Consider the following 17,059-nt stretch of genomic DNA (forward strand, 5'->3'; position numbering starts at 1 on the left):
GAAGAATGTTGTTTCCAACGTGGATCGTTCCCCGCGGACGCGTTCGACCCGTCGACATGGCAACGATCAACCTCAGGCCAACCCCGCCCCCACCAGCAACTCCTCCAGCGCCAACAGGTCCGGAACCTTGGCCACTTGTTCGGCGACCTGCACCGCGGCGTGTTCCAGGGTGCACAGCGGCACGTCGACGTAACTCAACTGGCTGTCGAGTTTGTAGGAACGCGGGATACCCTGCACCAGCAAGGCAATGAACTTGAGGTCCGGGCGACCGCCAAGGGCATTAAGCACGACGATGCGGGCGCGGTCGCCGATCACGGTTTTCTGGCCGCACGCCGACTCGAAACTCAACAGCGGGATTTTCCGGTCACGCCAGCTCACCAGCCCCAGGTACCAGGGCGGCGAGTCGAGATCGAAGGTACCGGGCTGGTAGTCGATCAGTTCAGCCACGGCAACGTTGGGCAGGATCAGGTTGCGATCCGCCAACGGCAGCAGCAGCCCGGTGAGGTTGCTGGCGCGATGTTCATGCATGGGTTTTGCTCCACAGGGCGATGCTCTCGAGCAACACCGATTCCTGGTACGGCTTGCCCAGGTAATCGTTGACGCCGATGGCCATGGCGCGGTCGCGGTGTTTCTGGCCGGTGCGCGAGGTAATCATGATGATCGGCAAGTGCTGCAAACGCGGGTCATTGCGTACCTGCATGGCCACTTCGAAGCCGTCCATGCGTGGCATTTCGATGTCCAGCAGCATCAGGTCCGGCAGGTGGTCTTCGAGCACCAGCATCGCGTCGACTCCGTCCTTGGCGGTCAGCACGTTCATGCCGTGGCGTTCGAGCAGACGGCTGGTGACCTTGCGCACGGTGACCGAATCGTCGACCACCAACACCAGCATCGGCCGCTGCGCCTGGGTGTCGTTGCCGGACTCCTGCACGACGATACGCGACGGCACACGGGCCTGCATCGCCCGGATCGGTGCCAGCAGATCAAGAATCAGCACCACCCGGCCATCGCCCAGAATGGTCGCGCCCGACAACCCCTGCACCCCGGCGAACTGCGGCCCGAGGCTCTTGACCACGATTTCCCGGGTGCCGGCCATGGCGTCGACCTGCACCGCGATGTGCCGTTCGTTGCACTGCACCAGCAGCACCGGCAACGGCAGGCTCTGGCCCAGCAGTTTCGGGCGCACGCTGGTTTTCAGCAGTTCACCCAGGTAACACAGTTCATAGTGCTGCCCCGCGTACGTGTAGCGCGGCGGGTCGAGCTGATAGTACGCCTCCAGTTCATTGGGCAGCACGCGCACGATCCCGTCGATGGTGTTCAGCGGAATCGCGTACTGATCCTCCGCACACTGCACCATCAGTGCGCGGTTGACCGACACGGTGAACGGCAGCCGAATGCGAAAATGCACGCCCTGCCCAGGCACAGAGTCGATGGTCATGGTGCCGCCCAGTTGCCGGACTTCTTCGTGAACCACGTCCATGCCGACACCGCGCCCGGAGATCTGGGTGATTTTCTCGGCGGTGGAAAACCCCGGTTGCAGAATGAACTGCAAGACATCGCGGTCACTGATCTCGGTGTTCGGGTCAAGCAACCCGCGCTTGATCGCCTTGCGCCGCACGGCCTCCAGCGGCACCCCGGCGCCGTCGTCGCGGATGTCGAAAATGATGTCGCCGCCCTCGCGGGACAGGTCGAGGGTGATCCGTCCCTGGGCAGGCTTGCCGGCCGCCACGCGCACCTCGGCGGCTTCCAGACCGTGGTCGACGGCATTGCGCAGCATGTGCTCCAGCGGCGCGGCCATGCGTTCCAGCACGTTACGGTCCATCTCGCCTTCGGCGTTGCCGACGATGAATTCGACATCCTTGCCCAGCTCGCTTGAAACCTGGCGGACGATGCGTTTGAGTCGCGGCAACATCCGCTCGAACGGCACCATGCGCGTGCGCATCAGGCCTTCCTGCAATTCGGTGTTGATGCGGCCCTGCTGCTGCAACAGGTTTTCTGCGTCATGGTTGCGTCGGTCGAGGGTTTCCTTGAGGTCGAGCAAGTCGGAGGCGGATTCAAACAGCGCCCGCGACAGCTGTTGCAACTGGGAATGGCGATCCATCTCCAGCGGGTCGAATTCTTCATAACCCAAGCGCTCGGCCTCAACCTGCTGACGACTGAGAATCCGCCCCTGGGTTTCGGTATCGAGTCGGCGCAACTGGTCGCGCATCCGCTCGATGGTGGTTTCCATCTCGCTCAGGGCCACGCGGGCATCGTTGACTTGTTGTTCGATCCGCCCTCGAAAGATCGAGGTTTCGCCCGCGAGGTTGACCAGATCATCCAGCAACTCTGCCGAGACCTTGACCATGTCAGCGGCGATCTCGGCTGGCACAACCGGCGCCTCGGGCTTGACCGGCAGCGGCGCGAGCGGTTCTGCCGCGGGTGCCTCTGGAGCGTTGGCCGCTGGGTGGGTGAAGTCGCGGATCGCCTCGATCAGTTCCTCGGCCGGCAACACCGGTTGACCGGCGCGCGTCGCGTCGAGCATCTGCGCCAGGCGATCCTGGCAGCCCTGCAACAGAGCAAACAGCGCGGCGGTCGGTTGCAGCAGCCCGGCCGACAAGCCTTCGTAGAGAAACTCCAGCTCATGGGCCAGGTCGCCGATCGGGGTGATTTCGACCATCCGCGCACCGCCCTTGAGGGTGTGCAGGTCGCGCAGCAGGGTTTCGACTTCCTGACGGCTTTGCGGCTCGGCTTGCCAGCGCACCAGCGCCGCGCCTGAGCTGTCGATAATGTCGAACCCTTCTTCGAGGAAGATCTCCAGCAACTCCGGGTCGTGCGCCGCCGGGTCGAACTCGGCCGGTGCTTCCAGCGTTTCAGGACTGCCAGCGTTGCCCTGGCGAAACTCGCGAATGGCCTCGATCAGCGCCGTCGGGTCGTCCAGCGATTGCTGGCCTTGCAGTTGCTCTAACAACACCGCGAGCCGGTCATGGCTCTGTTGCAGCAACGACGCCAGGTCCGCGCCGTGGCTGTGGCGTCGGTCCACCAGCCCTTCGTAAAGACTTTCCAGCTCATGGGCCAGGTCGCCGACCGGCCCGACCTCGGCCATCCGCGCGCCACCCTTGAGGGTATGCAAGTCGCGCTGCAGCGACGACAACGGTGCCGCATTGTCCGGGTCGCGCAACCAGCGCTGCAAAGCCTGGCCCGCGCTTTCGAGGATGTCCGCCGCTTCTTCGAGGAAGATCGAGACAATTTCATCGTCCGGGCTGGGTTGCGCCGCTGACGCTTGCTCAAGCGTTGCCGTGGCACTGCCCAGCTCGGTGATGCTCAGGGTTCGGCTGCCGTCGCTGCGAATCAGGCCCATGGCCGAGGGGTCGAGGCCCTCATCGAGCAACTCGCGCAATGCCCGGACACGGGCAGGCTGCGGGCTGACTTCCTGGCCCGCAGCCAGTTCGTCGAGCATGTTGATCAGGGCTTCGTGGGCACTTTGTGCTTCATGGAAAAACCGGTCGCTGACCGCCAGGCTGCTTTCTTCCACCGCGCCATACAGGTCGAGCAACGCCTCGCAGAGCTCATCCACCGGGTGCAGGTCCGCCAGGTGCGCGCCTTCGCCCAGTGTCGTCAGCTCATCGAGCAACGCGCTGAGTTCCAGACGTTCGCCGGGGTGCTGCTGCCAGCGCTGAAGCAGGCTTTCGGCATCCAGCAGGATGTCCATGCCCTGGGCCAGGAAGTTGTTGATGAGCTGCGGATCACGCTTGATTCGCAGCCCGGTATTCGGCGCACTGAGAATGGCTTCAAGCCGTTCGGCGAGCAGGGTCCGGGTGCGTTCGATAAGGCTTTGGGCACCGGCAATCTCGGCCAGCGGGTCGCGGTCCAACTGCTTCAGGCCCCGGCGAAACAGGCCTTCGGCTTCAAGCAGCAACTCGACTTCGTCCAGGTCCAGCGGCATCTGGTGCGCCTTGAACTCGCGGGCGAGGTGGTCCAGCGGTGCCGCCAGTTCAGCAATCGGCAACACGCCGGCCATCGACGCGCTGCCCTTGAGCGTGTGCAGTGCGCGCTGCAACTCGTCGCTGGCCTGCAAGGGCATGTGCTCGGCGGCCTGATCGAGAAAGCGGTTGAGGCTGGCGAGGTGGGTTTCGGCCTCGTTGCGAAAGATCTCCAGCAACTGCGGATCGAGAGCGGCGTCCTGAGGCGAAATGCCTTCTGGAGCCGCATCATCACCCTTGGCCAGTGCGTGGGCACGGGCAGCCAAGCGGTCGACATCATCGCGCTGGCGCTGGCCATTGGCGGCAAACTCGTCCACCAGTTCAGGCAACAACTCCAAAGCATCGGCCAACAGCTGCTGCACCGCCGCGCCGGGTTCGACACTGCGTTCCAGCACACGGTTGAGCAGGTTCTCCATCGCCCAGGCCAGCTCGGCGAGGACCAGCGCACGGACCATCCGACCGCTGCCTTTCAAGGTATGGAAGGCCCGACGCAACTCACCCAGGGCCGAAGCACTGTCAGGGCTGGCGGACCAGCGCGGCAGGTACTCGCGCAGCACATCGAGGACTTCGTCGGTCTCCTCAAGGAACACTTCACGCAGCTCGTCATCCACCGGCTCCTCGTCGAGCGGCGGCGGCAACAGGCTACCCGGCGTATTGAGGGCCGGCGGGTTCACGGCGGACACCGGGCTGGCGAGCACTTCGGCCAGGGATTGCACCACCTGCGGGTCGTCCAGTGGCTGCAAGCCCTGCATCGCCCGCGCTTCGCCGGGGCCGAGCACGTCATTGAGCAGCGGCACCTGCGGCTCGCGAGGGAAATAGCCCAGCGCCGCGAGGCTTTGCTCGGCAACGTCCAGCAGCGCCTCGCCGGGCGCTTCATGATCGTCGCTCAAACGCTCCAGATAATATTCGAGGCTGGTGATCGCATCCGCCAGGTGGTCGAGTTGCTGCCAGCCGGGCTGGGCCTGATCCACCAGCAGGTGCTCGCGGATAAACCCGTTACAGGCTTCCAACAGGCTCGCCGCACGGCTCAACGGAATCATCGCCAGCGCGCCACGCACCTGGGTCAACAGGGCCGGCAGCGGTTGCAGGTGCTGGCGGTCCCAGCCAGCGTCGATGTAGTCGACGATCATGTCCTTGGCCTGTTGCAGGCAGATGCGGGCTTCCTTGATGACAATCTGGTGGATCTGCGTCAGGTCGGTGGTCGGCAGGCGGCTTTCTTCACGGTTTTCCGGTTCGACGGTGCCGACCATTCCGGCCAGGGTCGCCTCGACATAGAGCAACGCACCCGCAACATCCATCAGGATCGCGTCGTTGGGTTCGCGCTGGCCCTGGGCAAGGCTCTGGACCACCGCCAACTGATCGATGATGACCTTGCGCGGCTGGCCGAAACCCAGCACCGCCAAGGTGTCGGCGATCTGCCGCAACGGCGCCAGCAGGCTGTCGAGGTCCGAGGTGTGCTGCCGGTCGCTGCGCACGAACAGGTCGAGCCGTTCCTTGACCCGCACCAGCTCTTCGCACAGCGCGGCAAGCACCGAGCGCATGGCATCGCGGTCAGGGCCGGCCAGGCGGGCGCGTTCCTCATCGACCATGGCGCTGTCCGGCAGCGCCTCATCCAGTCCGTAACGTTCTTTCATGGTATGCATCTGCGCGCTGGGGTATTGGGCCTTGGCAATATAGAACAACAAGCTCTTGAGCAACTCGGGCGGGGGCCGGTTCATTGATCCCGGTCATGCCCTGCTCAAGCAGACGCTTGAGCTCCTTGTCGGCGTCCTTGAACAGGCTGCGCAACGCGGGGCTGTTGGCGATGCAGCCTTGCGCCATGCCTTCGACCAGCGCCGACGCCACTTGCCACAACGGGTTCAGCGGCGAGTTGCGACACAGCCCTTCCAGGCGGGCGAAGACCTTGGCCAGGTAACCGACGTTGGTTTCATCGTCCTGCTCACGTAGCAGGCCGACCAGGCCCATTTGCAGCAGTTGCCGGGCCTTGCGCAGCATGTTCGGCAGGTCGGGGGGCTCGAGCAGCGTCAGCGCGGCGGCATCCAGCGGTGCGATCACCGGCAGGTGCGGGCTGAACAGGCTGGTTTCCGACAACAGGCTCTCGTCCCGGGCGCTGCGCAGGTCGTTGATCAGCGGCAGCACCACCAGCGGTAAATCACGGCGGGCGCTGTGAACACGGTCAAGGTAGATCGGCAACTGGCCCAAGGCCTGTTGCAACACGTGAATCGCTTCGTCACGATGGCTGACGCGGTTCTGCTGCAAGGCGCCGGCCAGTTGCTCCATTTCTTCGGCAAGCAGGGCCGCGCCATAGAACTCGACCATTTGCAGGCTGCCGTGGACCTGATGGATACAGGCCAGGCACTCGTCGATGGCCGGCGTCACCTGCGGGTCCTCGGCCAGGGTGTCGAGGGCCACGTTTTCGAGGGCCAGAGAAGCCTGCTTCAGCGTTTCGGCAATTTCGCCCTTGACCCATTCGAGGGCCACATAGTCGTGCCGATCACCCATAACCACTCCAGTCAATTTCATTCACCGCGTTCAGGGCTCAGGCCTGACCGGCGTCTCGCGCAGGGGCCGTCGGCAAGGTGAAGCCCGACACCGAACGGCGCAACTGGCTGGCCATCTTCGCCAGGTTGCCGATGCTCTCGGCGGTGGCGGTCGAGCCCGACGAGGTCTGTGTGGTGATCTGCTGGATCACGTTCATCGTCAAGGAGATCTGACCGGCCGACGACGTCTGTTGCTGCGCCGCGTTGGAAATGCTCTGGATCAGCGCCGCGAGGGTTTTCGACACGCCTTCGATTTCCTCCAGAGCCACTCCGGCATCCTGCGCCAGCCGCGCGCCGCGCACCACCTCGGTGGTGGTCTGCTCCATGGAAATCACTGCTTCGTTGGTGTCGGTCTGGATCGCCCGCACCAGGGTTTCGATCTGCCGGGTCGCCGCCGACGAGCGCTCGGCCAGACGCTGCACTTCATCGGCCACCACCGCAAAACCGCGCCCGGCGTCGCCCGCCATGGAAGCCTGAATCGCCGCGTTGAGGGCCAGGATGTTGGTCTGGTCGGCAATGTCATCGATCAGGCTAACGATATCGCCGATCTCCTGCGAAGATTCGCCCAAACGCTTGATACGCTTGGCGGTGTCCTGGATCTGTTCTCGAATGTTGTCCATGCCGTGGATGGTGTTGTGCACCACCTCGTTGCCCTTGTTGGCGATTTCCACCGAACGCTCGGCCACCGCCGAGGACTCGGCAGCGTTGGCCGACACCTGGTCGATGGACTGGGCCATTTCGTTGATCGAAGCCGATGCTTCGCAAATCTGCTGGGCCTGATGCTCGGACGCCTGGGCCAGGTGCATGGCCGTGGCCTGGGTTTCCTGCACGGCCGCCGCGACTTGACCGGCCGTGAGGTTGATGGTCGCCACCAGATCGCGCAACTGGTCGACCGAGTAGTTGATCGAGTCGGCGATGGTCCCGGTAAAGTCTTCGGTCACCGAAGCCGTCACCGTGAGATCACCGTCGGCCAGGTCCGCGATTTCATCGAGCAGGCGCATGATCGCGTTCTGATTGCGTTCGTTTTTCTCGGCGGTTTCCTGCAACTGGCGATTGGTCTCACGGACCATCACCAAGCCGATCAGGATGATCGAGGCCAGCGCCAGCAAGCCCAGCACGTAACCGCCGATGGTGTCGGTGGTGTGCCCGCCCACCAGGTTTTCAAAGCTGCTGGCCAGGTGCGACGCTTCGTCGAGCAAGGTCTGGGACAGGCTGAAAATGTTACTCGCCGACTCGCGCACCTTGAACAGTTCGGGGGAGGTTTCGAGGATTTCATCCACGGAGCCGGAGACGAACTCGAACAACTCGGCAATCTCGGTCAGCCGCGCGCGGGCGTCGCGGTCTTCGACCTGGCTGATCTTCAGCGCCGGGTTGCCCTGGAGCATGCCATTGAGCACCTGGCCAAAACGCGCTGCGTCACGGCCGAAGGCGTCGGCTGCCTGCTGGGCGTTTTCGTCTCCGGCCAGCACGGTGTTGACCGCGCCGAGAATCCGTTCGGCCAGCAACGACTGACGCTGGGCCACGGCGACCTGTGTGGCGGGGGCGCCGCGCTGGAGCAGGATGTCGACGACTTTTTCGGACTCGACCTGCAACTGCGGCACGGTTTCGGCCAGGGTCGCGGCGACTTGATGCAAGGACAACACGGTCTGTTCGCTGGAGAGGATCGCGTCGGTGTTCTTCAGCAGGCGCTCCCAGTCCAGCTGCACGGCGCGCATTTCCGGGCGCACGGTCGACGGCGCGGGCGGCAGGCCGGTGGCCGGGTCGCCCTTCTTCAGAAAGCTCCAGCGCTGGGCAAAGTCGTTGCGTGCATCGCTCAGCAGTTTGAACGCCGCAGCCTTGCCGGCCGCCGCTTCGGTGGCGTTCTTGGCAATGCGCTGGGACAGCACGCGCAGCTCACCGGCATGGCCGATGTACTGTTTGTCGTAGGTAGCCTGGGTATTGAGGTAGGCGAAGTTGGCGAACAGCAACACGATGAAAATGATCAGCGCGATGAACAGCACGATGATCTGCGACCGGCTGCGCGACCCTTCCGTTGGCTTACCTGCTTTTGCTTTTGTCATCGATCCTCGCCTGTTAACCAACACCCTTTAGAACTCACCAAAGTACCTGTGGCGAGGGAGCTTGCTCCCCTTGGACCGGTCCGCGCTCGGGCGCAGCAGTCCCCTTCCTTTTTGGAAAAGAGGGCCGCTTCGCAGCCCAGCGAGAGCAAGCTCCCTCGCCACAAAAGCTTGCCCCCACAAAAGTCCGCAGTTACAGGGCTACGTTCATGAAGCTCTGTGAATGCGCGAGGGCAAACGGGCTGAACACCTGCCAGCATTGCTCGCGCTCGAAGCGCCCCTTGATAAACGCCGCCATCGACCCTTGCGCCGTGTCCGCTGCGTCTGGCCTGAAACTGCCTTGGTCAAAGTGCTGCATACCCAGCACTTCATCGACCATCAACCCGGCAAACACTTCGTTATGTTCGACCACCAGCACTCGCCGCTGCTTGCGCACCGTCGACAGCTCGACACCGAAGAGCCCGCACAGGTCCATGACCGGCAGCAACCGCCCACGCAGGTTAGCCACACCGCGAACCCATGGCTTGACGCCGGGCAACTGCGTGAAGCGGGGTTCGTGCAGCACTTCGCTGACCTCGCCCATCGGCGCCACGTACCAGCGCTCGCCGATGCGAAAACCGATCCCGCTCCAGCCGTGCTGGCGGGTGTGCTGGGACGGCAAATCCGCCGCCAGCAAGCGGCAGCGCGCATCGATCTGCAACAGCAGTTCGAACGCCGTCAGCGACTCGGCCATGGCCAACGGCTCAGCTGGCCAGAACGGAGTTCAGGGTCTTGATCAGTGTTTCTTCATCCACCGGTTTGGTCAGGTAATCCCTCGCGCCCTGGCGGGTGCCCCAGACCTTGTCGGTCTCCTGATCCTTGGTGGTAATGATGATCACCGGAATGTGGCCGGTGTCCGGGTCCTTGGTCAGCTGGCGGGTCGCCTGAAAACCGTTGAGGCCCGGCATGACGATGTCCATCAGCACGGCGTCGGGCTTTTCCTGGCGGGCCAGGGCCACGCCATCAGCGCCGTTTTCGGCTTTCAACACTTCATGACCGTGCTTTTCAAGCATGCCGGTCAGTTTGTACATTTCAGTCGGCGAATCATCGACGATCAGAATACGTGCCATGGTCTTCCCCATTCATATAGACGCCTGGCCCGTTGGCCGGGTGTCGCTGTGCGTGTCCTACTGCGGCGAAACGGCGGCAAAGCCCGGAACATGGGCCTGGATCGCGTCCAGCAGTTCTTCCTTGCTGAAAGGCTTGGTCAGGAACTGGTCGGAACCGACGATGCGCCCCTTGGCCTTGTCGAACAGGCCGTCCTTGGACGACAGCATAATCACTGGCGTGGACTTGAACGCACTGTTGTTCTTGATTAAAGCGCAGGTCTGATAACCATCCAGACGCGGCATCATGATGTCGACAAAAATGATCCCCGGATGATGATCGGCAATCTTGGCCAGGGCATCGAAACCATCGACCGCCGTAATCACCTCGCAGCCGACGTTGCGCAACAACGTTTCGGCCGTGCGGCGTATGGTTTTCGAATCGTCGATCACCATGACCTTCAAGGCGTTGGAATGCTGTTCCATATCTGCTCTACCATCGCCACTGGGATTCGATTTTGTCGATGCACGGGTTTTCAACGCGTGAAGCCCTTGATGTTCAAGGCTTCCATGTAGCATGGCAGCCTTTTTAGCACAGTCGCTGGCGGCAATCTATCGAGCAACCGGCGAGGTGGTTTTTCCTTGACCGGGAACACACTGGGCGCCACTCTGACGCCACTTTTTCACGTCATTTTTTGCCCTGCTTTTTACCCTGAGTCGGGCCAGCCCATTTTCGAGGAAACACCCATGAGCGTTCGCGTCGGGATTGTCATGGACCCTATCGCCAGCATTTCCTATAAAAAGGACAGCTCGCTGGCCATGCTGCTGGCCGCCCAGGCTCGCGGCTGGACGCTGTTCTACATGGAACAGCGTGATCTGTACCAAAGCGAAGGTGAAGCCCGGGCACGCATGCGCCCACTGAAGGTGTTCGCCAACCCGGAAAAATGGTTCGAGCTGGAAGCCGAAACCGACGCGCTGCTGAGCGATCTGGACGTGATCCTGATGCGCAAGGACCCGCCGTTCGACATGGAGTTCGTCTACTCCACGTACCTGTTGGAGCAAGCCGAGCGCGCGGGCGTGCTGGTGGTCAACAAGCCGCAGAGCCTGCGCGACTGCAATGAAAAACTGTTCGCCACGCTGTTCCCGCAGTGCACGCCGCCGACCGTGGTCAGCCGCCGCGCCGACGTGCTGCGCGAGTTCGCCGCCAAACACGGCGACGTGATCCTCAAGCCGCTGGACGGCATGGGCGGCACCTCGATCTTCCGCCATCGCGCGGGGGATCCGAACCTGTCGGTGATTCTGGAAACCCTGACGGCGCTGGGCAGCCAGCAGATCATGGCCCAGGCCTACCTGCCGGCGATCAAGGACGGCGACAAGCGCATTCTGATGATCGACGGCGAGCCGGTGGATTACTGCCTGGCGCGGATTCCGGCCGCTGGCGAAACCCGTGGCAACCTGGCCGCCGGTGGTCGTGGCGAAGCCCGCCCGTTGACCGACAAGGACCGCTGGATCGCCGCACAGGTCGGCCCGACGCTGCGTGAAAAGGGCCTGCTGTTCGTCGGCCTCGACGTGATCGGCGAGCACCTGACGGAAATCAACGTCACCAGCCCGACCTGTATTCGCGAGATCGACAACGCTTTTGGCACGAACATCGGCGAAATGCTGATGGCTGCCATCGATCAGAAGCTTAAAGCCAAGTGATGTAGAACAAACAAGCAGGAACCAACATTGCGCTATCATGCGCCGCCTGTGAAACGCGTGATGTTGGTTTTTGTGATGCCTCTTGTGATGTCGAACCGCTGATGACACTCCCTTCCGATCTGCCCCCCGAACTCGCCCACAGTGGCGTGCGCCCGGCCGATCGCCTCGGTTTTACCCTGTTTCTCGCGGCGCTGATTCACCTGGCCTTGCTGTTGGGCGTCGGGTTCTCCCTTGTCGAACCCAAGCAGATCAGCAAAACCCTGGAAATCACCCTCGCCACTTTCAAAAGCGAAACCAAGCCTAAAAAAGCCGATTTCCTCGCCCAGGAAAACCAGCAAGGCAGCGGCACCCTGGATAAAAAAGCGATTCCCAAGACCACCGAGGTCGCGCCGTTCCAGGACAACAAGGTCCAGAAAGTCACGCCTCCACCCTCGGTCAAACCCCAGGTGCCGGAAGCCGCGCCGAAAGCGGCCGTGACCACTGTCGCCCCCGCGCCAAAGAAAGCCGCGACCAAGAAAGAAGAGGTCAAGGCAGAGCCGACGCCCAAGGCCGCGACACCGACATTCGACAGCTCGCAACTGTCCAGCGACATTGCCAGCCTGGAAGCGGAACTGGCCCACGAACAACAGCTGTACGCCAAGCGCCCGCGCATCCATCGCCTGAGCGCGGCGTCGACCATGCGTGACAAAGGTGCCTGGTACAAAGACGAATGGCGCAAGAAGGTCGAGCGCATCGGCAACCTGAACTACCCGGACGAAGCCCGGCGCAAACAGATCTACGGCAATTTGCGCCTGATGGTCTCGATCAACCGCGACGGTTCGCTCTATGAAGTGCTGGTACTGGAGTCCTCCGGCCAGCCGCTGCTGGACCAGGCCGCACAACGGATCGTGCGACTGGCGGCGCCATTTGCCCCGTTTACCGGCGATCTGTCGGATATCGACCGACTGGAAATCATCCGCACCTGGAAGTTTGCACGCGGGGACAAGCTGTCCAGCAACTGACCTCCACAGATTTCCAGGATGGAGGAAACCTGTGGCGAGGGAGCTTGCTCCCGCTGGGCTGCGAAGCAGACCCCAAAAAAGCGAACGCTACGCGCTCAAGCGGGAGCAAGCTCCCTCGCCACAACAAGCTCGCTCCCACATTTGATCTGGGTTGCCAGCTGGAATAAGGGCATTTCCTGCGCATCCCCAGCTTGTCAGTTCGCCCCTCCAACGCCACACTAGCGCACATGAAAAACGTCAGCCCCAGCTACCTCAAGCATCACTTCCTGATCGCCATGCCTCACATGGCCGACCCGAACTTTGCTCACACCTTGACCTACATCGTCGAGCACACCGCCAATGGGGCCATGGGGCTGGTGATCAACCGCCCGCAAGACCTGAGCCTGGCGGACATTCTTGAACAGTTGCGCCCCGACATCGAGCCGCCAGTACTCTGCCAGCACGTGCCGATCTTTACCGGCGGCCCGGTGCAGACCGATCGCGGTTTTGTGTTGCACCCCATCGGTCCGAAGTACCAGGCAACTGTCGAACTCGATGGCCTCGCCCTGTCCACCTCCCAGGACGTGCTGTTCGCCATCGCCGACGGCGTGGGCCCGGCCAAAAGCCTGATCGCCCTCGGTTATGCCGGTTGGGAAGCCGGGCAACTGGAGGCTGAACTGGCCGACAACGCCTGGCTGACCTGCCCGTTCGACGCCGACATCCTGTTCAACACCAGCAGCGAACTGCGCCTCGACGCCGCGGCCAAGCACCTGGGCGTCAACCTCAGCCTGCTCACCAGCCAAGCGGGGCACGCCTGATGGCCCTGCGTCTGATACTGGGTTTTGACTACGGCACCAAACAGATTGGCGTCGCCGTCGGCCAGGTGATTACCGGCCAGGCCCGCGAGCTGTGCACGTTGAAAGCCCAAAACGGCATTCCCGACTGGAATCAGGTCGAAGCCCTGATCAAGGAATGGAAACCCGACGCCGTGGTGGTCGGCCTGCCGCTGAACATGGACGGCACGCCGAGTGACATGTGCGCCCGCGCCGAGAAATTCGCCCGTCGCCTGAACGGCCGCTACAACCTGCCCTTCTATACCCACGATGAACGCCTGACCACCTTCGAGGCCAAAGGCGAACGCCTGGTCCGTGGCGGGCAGAAAGGCAGTTACCGCGACAACCCCGTCGACGCCATCGCCGCCGCCCTGCTGCTGCAAGGCTGGCTCGATGAAAACGGCGCGCTGTTCGGCTCCTGAACACCGAATCCTGAAGAGCCGTGACCGCGGCTCTACTTAGCGACACCCCGCGCCGCACTGTGCACGCATCGGCTCGGGCCCACGAAGGAGCAACCATGAGCCTGCCCAATCCCGCCGACCTGATCAGCCAGATGGCGATCCGGCTTGACGCCTATCTGGCCAAACGCAACATCAGCGAACCGCGTTACATCGGCATTCGCACCGGTGGCGTATGGGTCGCTCAAGCCTTGCTCCAGGAGCTGGGCAGCGATTCGCCGCTGGGCACGCTGGATGTTTCCTTCTACCGCGACGACTTCAGCCAGAACGGCCTGCACCCGCAGGTGCGCCCCTCGGCGCTGCCGTTCGAAATCGAAGGCCAGCACCTGATCCTGATCGACGACGTGCTGATGAGCGGGCGGACCATCCGCGCCGCCATGAATGAACTCTTCGATTACGGTCGCCCGGCCAGCGTCACCCTGGTCTGCCTGCTGGACCTGGACGCCGGCGAGCTGCCGATCCGCCCGAACGTGGTCGGCGCAACCCTGTCGCTGGCCGCCCACGAACGGGTCAAGTTGACCGGCCCTGACCCGCTGCAACTCGAACTTCAAGACCTCGCCATTTAACTCGCCCTTTTAAAGAGTCCATTGCGATGACGCCTCTAGAAACCAAGCGCCCGCTGCAGCTCAACGACCAGGGCCAGCTGCGCCACTTCCTCTCGCTCGACGGTTTGCGCCGCGAGCTGCTGACGGAGATCCTCGACACCGCCGACTCGTTCCTTGAAGTCGGCGCCCGAGCGGTCAAGAAAGTCCCGCTGCTGCGCGGCAAGACCGTGTGCAACGTGTTCTTCGAGAACTCCACCCGCACCCGCACCACCTTCGAACTGGCGGCCCAGCGGCTGTCGGCGGACGTGATCACCCTGAACGTGTCCACCTCGTCGGCGAGCAAGGGCGAAACCCTGCTCGACACCCTGCGCAACCTTGAAGCCATGGCCGCCGACATGTTCGTCGTGCGCCACGGCGACTCTGGCGCCGCGCACTTCATCGCCGAGCATGTGTGCCCGCAAGTCGCGATCATCAACGGCGGCGACGGCCGTCACGCCCACCCGACCCAGGGCATGCTCGACATGCTCACCATCCGTCGGCACAAGGGCAGTTTCGAAAACCTCTCGGTGGCCATCGTCGGCGACATCCTGCACTCGCGGGTGGCACGCTCGAACATGCTGGCGCTGAAAACCCTTGGCTGCCCGGACATCCGTGTGATCGCCCCGAAAACCCTGCTGCCAATCGGTATCGAGCAGTACGGCGTGAAGGTCTACACCGACATGACCGAAGGCCTGAAGGACGTCGACGTGGTGATCATGCTGCGCTTGCAGCGTGAACGCATGACCGGCGGCCTGTTGCCGAGCGAAGGCGAGTTCTACCGCCTGTTCGGCCTGACCACCGCACGCCTGGCCGGTGCCAAGCCGGATGCCATCGTCATGCACCCCGGCCCGATCAACCGGGGCGTGGAGATCGAATCGGCGGTGGCCGACGGTCCGCACTCGGTGATTCTCAATCAGGTGACCTACGGGATCGCCATTCGTATGGCCGTGTTGTCCATGGCCATGAGCGGGCAAACGGCCCAGCGCCAATTCGAGCAGGAGAACGCCCAGTGAAACTCAGCATTCTCGGCGCACGCGTCATCGATCCAAGCAGCGGCCTGGATCAAGTCACCGATATCCACCTGGAAGCCGGCAAGATCCTCGCCATTGGCGCCGCTCCGGCCGATTTCAGTGCCGTGCAAACCATCGACGCCAAAAACCTGGTGGTCGCCCCCGGTCTCGTTGACCTGAACGTCGCCCTGCGCGAACCGGGTTACAGCCGCAAAGGCACGATTGCCAGTGAAACCCGTGCCGCAGTGGCCGGTGGCGTTACCAGCCTGTGCTGCCCGCCTCGCACCAAACCGGTGCTCGACACCTCGGCCGTGGCCGAACTGATCCTCGACCGCGCCCGCGAAGCCGGCAACGCCAAGGTGTTCCCGATTGGCGCCCTGAGCAAAGGCCTGGACGGTGAGCAGCTTGCAGAGCTGATTGCCTTGCGCGATGCCGGTTGCGTGGCGTTTGGCAACGGCCTGGAGAGTTTCCGCAACACCCGCACCCTGTGCCGGGCGCTGGACTACGCGGCAACGTTCGACCTGACGGTGATATTCCATTCGCAGGATCATGACCTGGCCGAAGGTGGCCTGGCTCACGAAGGCCCGACCGCGAGTTTCCTTGGTTTGCCAGGCATTCCGGAAACCGCCGAGACCGTGGCCCTGGCCCGTGACCTGCTGCTGGTCGAGCAAACCGGCGTGCGTGCGCACTTCAGCCAGCTCACCAGTGCTCGCGGTGTGGCCCTGATCGCGCAGGCTCAGGCTCGTGGCCTGAAAGTGACCGCCGATGTGGCGCTGTATCAACTGATCCTCACCGATGAGGCGCTGATCGACTTCAACAGCCTCTATCACGTGCAACCGCCTCTGCGCACCCGCGCCGACCGCGATGGCCTGCGTGCGGCCGTGAAGTCCGGGGTGGTGCAAGCCATCTCCAGCCATCACCAGCCGCATGAGCGCGACGCCAAACTGGCGCCGTTCGGCGCGACCGAACCGGGCATCAGCAGTGTTGAACTGCTGCTGCCGCTGGCGATGACGCTGGTGGAAGACGGTTTGCTCGATTTGCCGACGTTGCTGGCACGCCTGAGTGCCGGCCCTGCCGAGGCCTTGCGCCTGCCGGCGGGCAAACTGGCGGTGGGTGCCCCGGCGGACCTCGTGGTGTTCGACCCTGCCGCGTCCACCGTGGCCGGTGAGCACTGGTTGTCGAAAGGCGAAAACTGCCCGTTCCTCGGCCATAGCCTGCCGGGCGTGGTGCGTTACACCCTGGTGGATGGGCGGATCAGCCACCAGGCTTGAGACCGCGTCGCCGCCATCGCGAGCAAGCCCGCTCCCACAAGGACCGCATCAACCCTGTGGGAGCGGGCTTGCTCGCGAAGGCGTCCTAGAAGGCGCCTCTATTCTGGGCATTGCACTCGGAAATCTGGTCATTAAGCGTCCAGAAGTCATACAGCACACCCAGCAGGAAAAACCCGCCCGTCAGCAGGTACAACAAACCGCTGATCCACTTCCCCTGATACATCCGATGCACACCGAACACCCCGAGAAACGTCAGCAGAATCCAGGCGACGCTGTACTCGATGGGCCCGGCGGTGAAACGCCGGTCGGCTTCACTGTCCATGGACGGAATCAGGAACAGGTCGATCAACCAGCCGATACCCAGCAAGCCAAAGCTGAAAAACCAGATCGTCCCGGTCACCGGCTTACCGTAATAAAAGCGGTGAGCGCCGATAAAACCGAAAATCCACAACAGGTAGCCGATCACTTTGCTGTGGGTGTCGTGGTATGAAACAGGTGGTTGATAGGTGTTCATGAGGGACCTCATTTCACACGATAGATAAATATTCTTGAATTCTTTGTGACTTTTTTACAGGCGGCCG

General features: G+C 62.9%; 13 protein-coding genes and 1 pseudogene. 7 read left to right on the forward strand and 7 right to left on the reverse strand.

All coding sequences use genetic code 11. From position 1 onward, the window contains the following. Nucleotides 1-72: 72 nt before the first annotated feature. The 6 genes and pseudogenes from AABM54_RS24590 to pilG form a co-directional block, all read right to left on the reverse strand. Entirely contained in the window at nt 73-528 is a 456-nt protein-coding gene (locus AABM54_RS24590; RefSeq protein ID WP_347902500.1) for a chemotaxis protein CheW, read from the reverse strand. Continuing rightward, nucleotides 521-6,461, reverse strand: a pseudogene (locus AABM54_RS24595) (Hpt domain-containing protein). The gene AABM54_RS24590 and the pseudogene AABM54_RS24595 overlap by 8 nt, the downstream one beginning before the upstream one ends. 37 nt (nt 6,462-6,498) lie before the next feature. Beyond that, nucleotides 6,499-8,559 carry a methyl-accepting chemotaxis protein gene (locus AABM54_RS24600; RefSeq protein WP_347902501.1) on the reverse strand — a complete coding sequence of 687 codons (2,061 nt, stop codon included), beginning with the start codon at nt 8,557-8,559 and terminating at the stop codon, nt 6,499-6,501. A gap of 190 nt (nt 8,560-8,749) precedes the next feature. Continuing rightward, a complete protein-coding gene (locus AABM54_RS24605; RefSeq protein ID WP_347902502.1) occupies nt 8,750-9,289 on the reverse strand; it encodes a chemotaxis protein CheW in 540 nt (179 codons plus the stop codon). Between the two features lie 10 nt (nt 9,290-9,299). Continuing rightward, entirely contained in the window at nt 9,300-9,665 is a 366-nt protein-coding gene (gene pilH / locus AABM54_RS24610; protein WP_347902503.1) for a twitching motility response regulator PilH, read from the reverse strand. A 57-nt stretch (nt 9,666-9,722) separates the two neighbouring features. Next, complete coding sequence (pilG, locus tag AABM54_RS24615; protein WP_347902504.1) at nt 9,723-10,127, reverse strand: twitching motility response regulator PilG; 405 nt, start codon at nt 10,125-10,127, stop codon at nt 9,723-9,725. Between the two features lie 261 nt (nt 10,128-10,388). On the opposite strand from pilG, the gene gshB reads away from it, so the two are divergent. The 7 genes from gshB to AABM54_RS24650 all read left to right on the forward strand — a co-directional run bounded on the left by gshB (nt 10,389) and on the right by AABM54_RS24650 (nt 16,478). Further along, nucleotides 10,389-11,342, forward strand: a complete 954-nt coding sequence (gene gshB, locus AABM54_RS24620) for a glutathione synthase (RefSeq protein WP_347902505.1) — start codon at nt 10,389-10,391, stop codon at nt 11,340-11,342. A gap of 101 nt (nt 11,343-11,443) precedes the next feature. After that, nucleotides 11,444-12,343, forward strand: a complete 900-nt coding sequence (locus AABM54_RS24625) for an energy transducer TonB (protein WP_347902506.1) — start codon at nt 11,444-11,446, stop codon at nt 12,341-12,343. A gap of 227 nt (nt 12,344-12,570) precedes the next feature. Continuing rightward, the gene (locus AABM54_RS24630) at nt 12,571-13,140 is read left to right on the forward strand and encodes a YqgE/AlgH family protein (protein ID WP_347902507.1); all 570 of its coding nucleotides are present in this window, start codon (nt 12,571-12,573) and stop codon (nt 13,138-13,140) included. Further along, on the forward strand, nt 13,140-13,577 hold the full coding sequence (gene ruvX / locus AABM54_RS24635; protein ID WP_347902508.1) for a Holliday junction resolvase RuvX: 438 nt from the start codon (nt 13,140-13,142) through the stop codon (nt 13,575-13,577). The genes AABM54_RS24630 and ruvX overlap by 1 nt, the downstream gene beginning before the upstream one ends. Before the next feature lie 95 nt (nt 13,578-13,672). Continuing rightward, nucleotides 13,673-14,179: a bifunctional pyr operon transcriptional regulator/uracil phosphoribosyltransferase PyrR gene (gene pyrR / locus AABM54_RS24640; RefSeq protein WP_347902509.1), complete on the forward strand. Its 507-nt coding sequence runs from the start codon at nt 13,673-13,675 to the stop codon at nt 14,177-14,179. 26 nt (nt 14,180-14,205) lie between these two features. Next, nucleotides 14,206-15,210 (forward strand): aspartate carbamoyltransferase catalytic subunit, encoded by a 1,005-nt coding sequence (locus AABM54_RS24645; protein ID WP_103395764.1) that lies wholly within the window; start codon nt 14,206-14,208, stop codon nt 15,208-15,210. Then, nucleotides 15,207-16,478: a dihydroorotase gene (locus tag AABM54_RS24650; protein WP_347902510.1), complete on the forward strand. Its 1,272-nt coding sequence runs from the start codon at nt 15,207-15,209 to the stop codon at nt 16,476-16,478. Before AABM54_RS24645 ends, AABM54_RS24650 begins: the two co-directional genes overlap by 4 nt. An 85-nt stretch (nt 16,479-16,563) precedes the next feature. Here AABM54_RS24650 and AABM54_RS24655 read toward each other — a convergent pair whose 3' ends face one another. Continuing rightward, nucleotides 16,564-16,992: a TM2 domain-containing protein gene (locus tag AABM54_RS24655; RefSeq protein ID WP_347902511.1), complete on the reverse strand. Its 429-nt coding sequence runs from the start codon at nt 16,990-16,992 to the stop codon at nt 16,564-16,566. Between the last annotated feature and the right edge of the window lie 67 nt (nt 16,993-17,059).

Origin of the sequence: Pseudomonas purpurea, assembly GCF_039908635.1 — a bacterium.
In the GTDB taxonomy this organism is placed as follows: Bacteria; Pseudomonadota; Gammaproteobacteria; order Pseudomonadales; family Pseudomonadaceae; genus Aquipseudomonas; species Aquipseudomonas purpurea.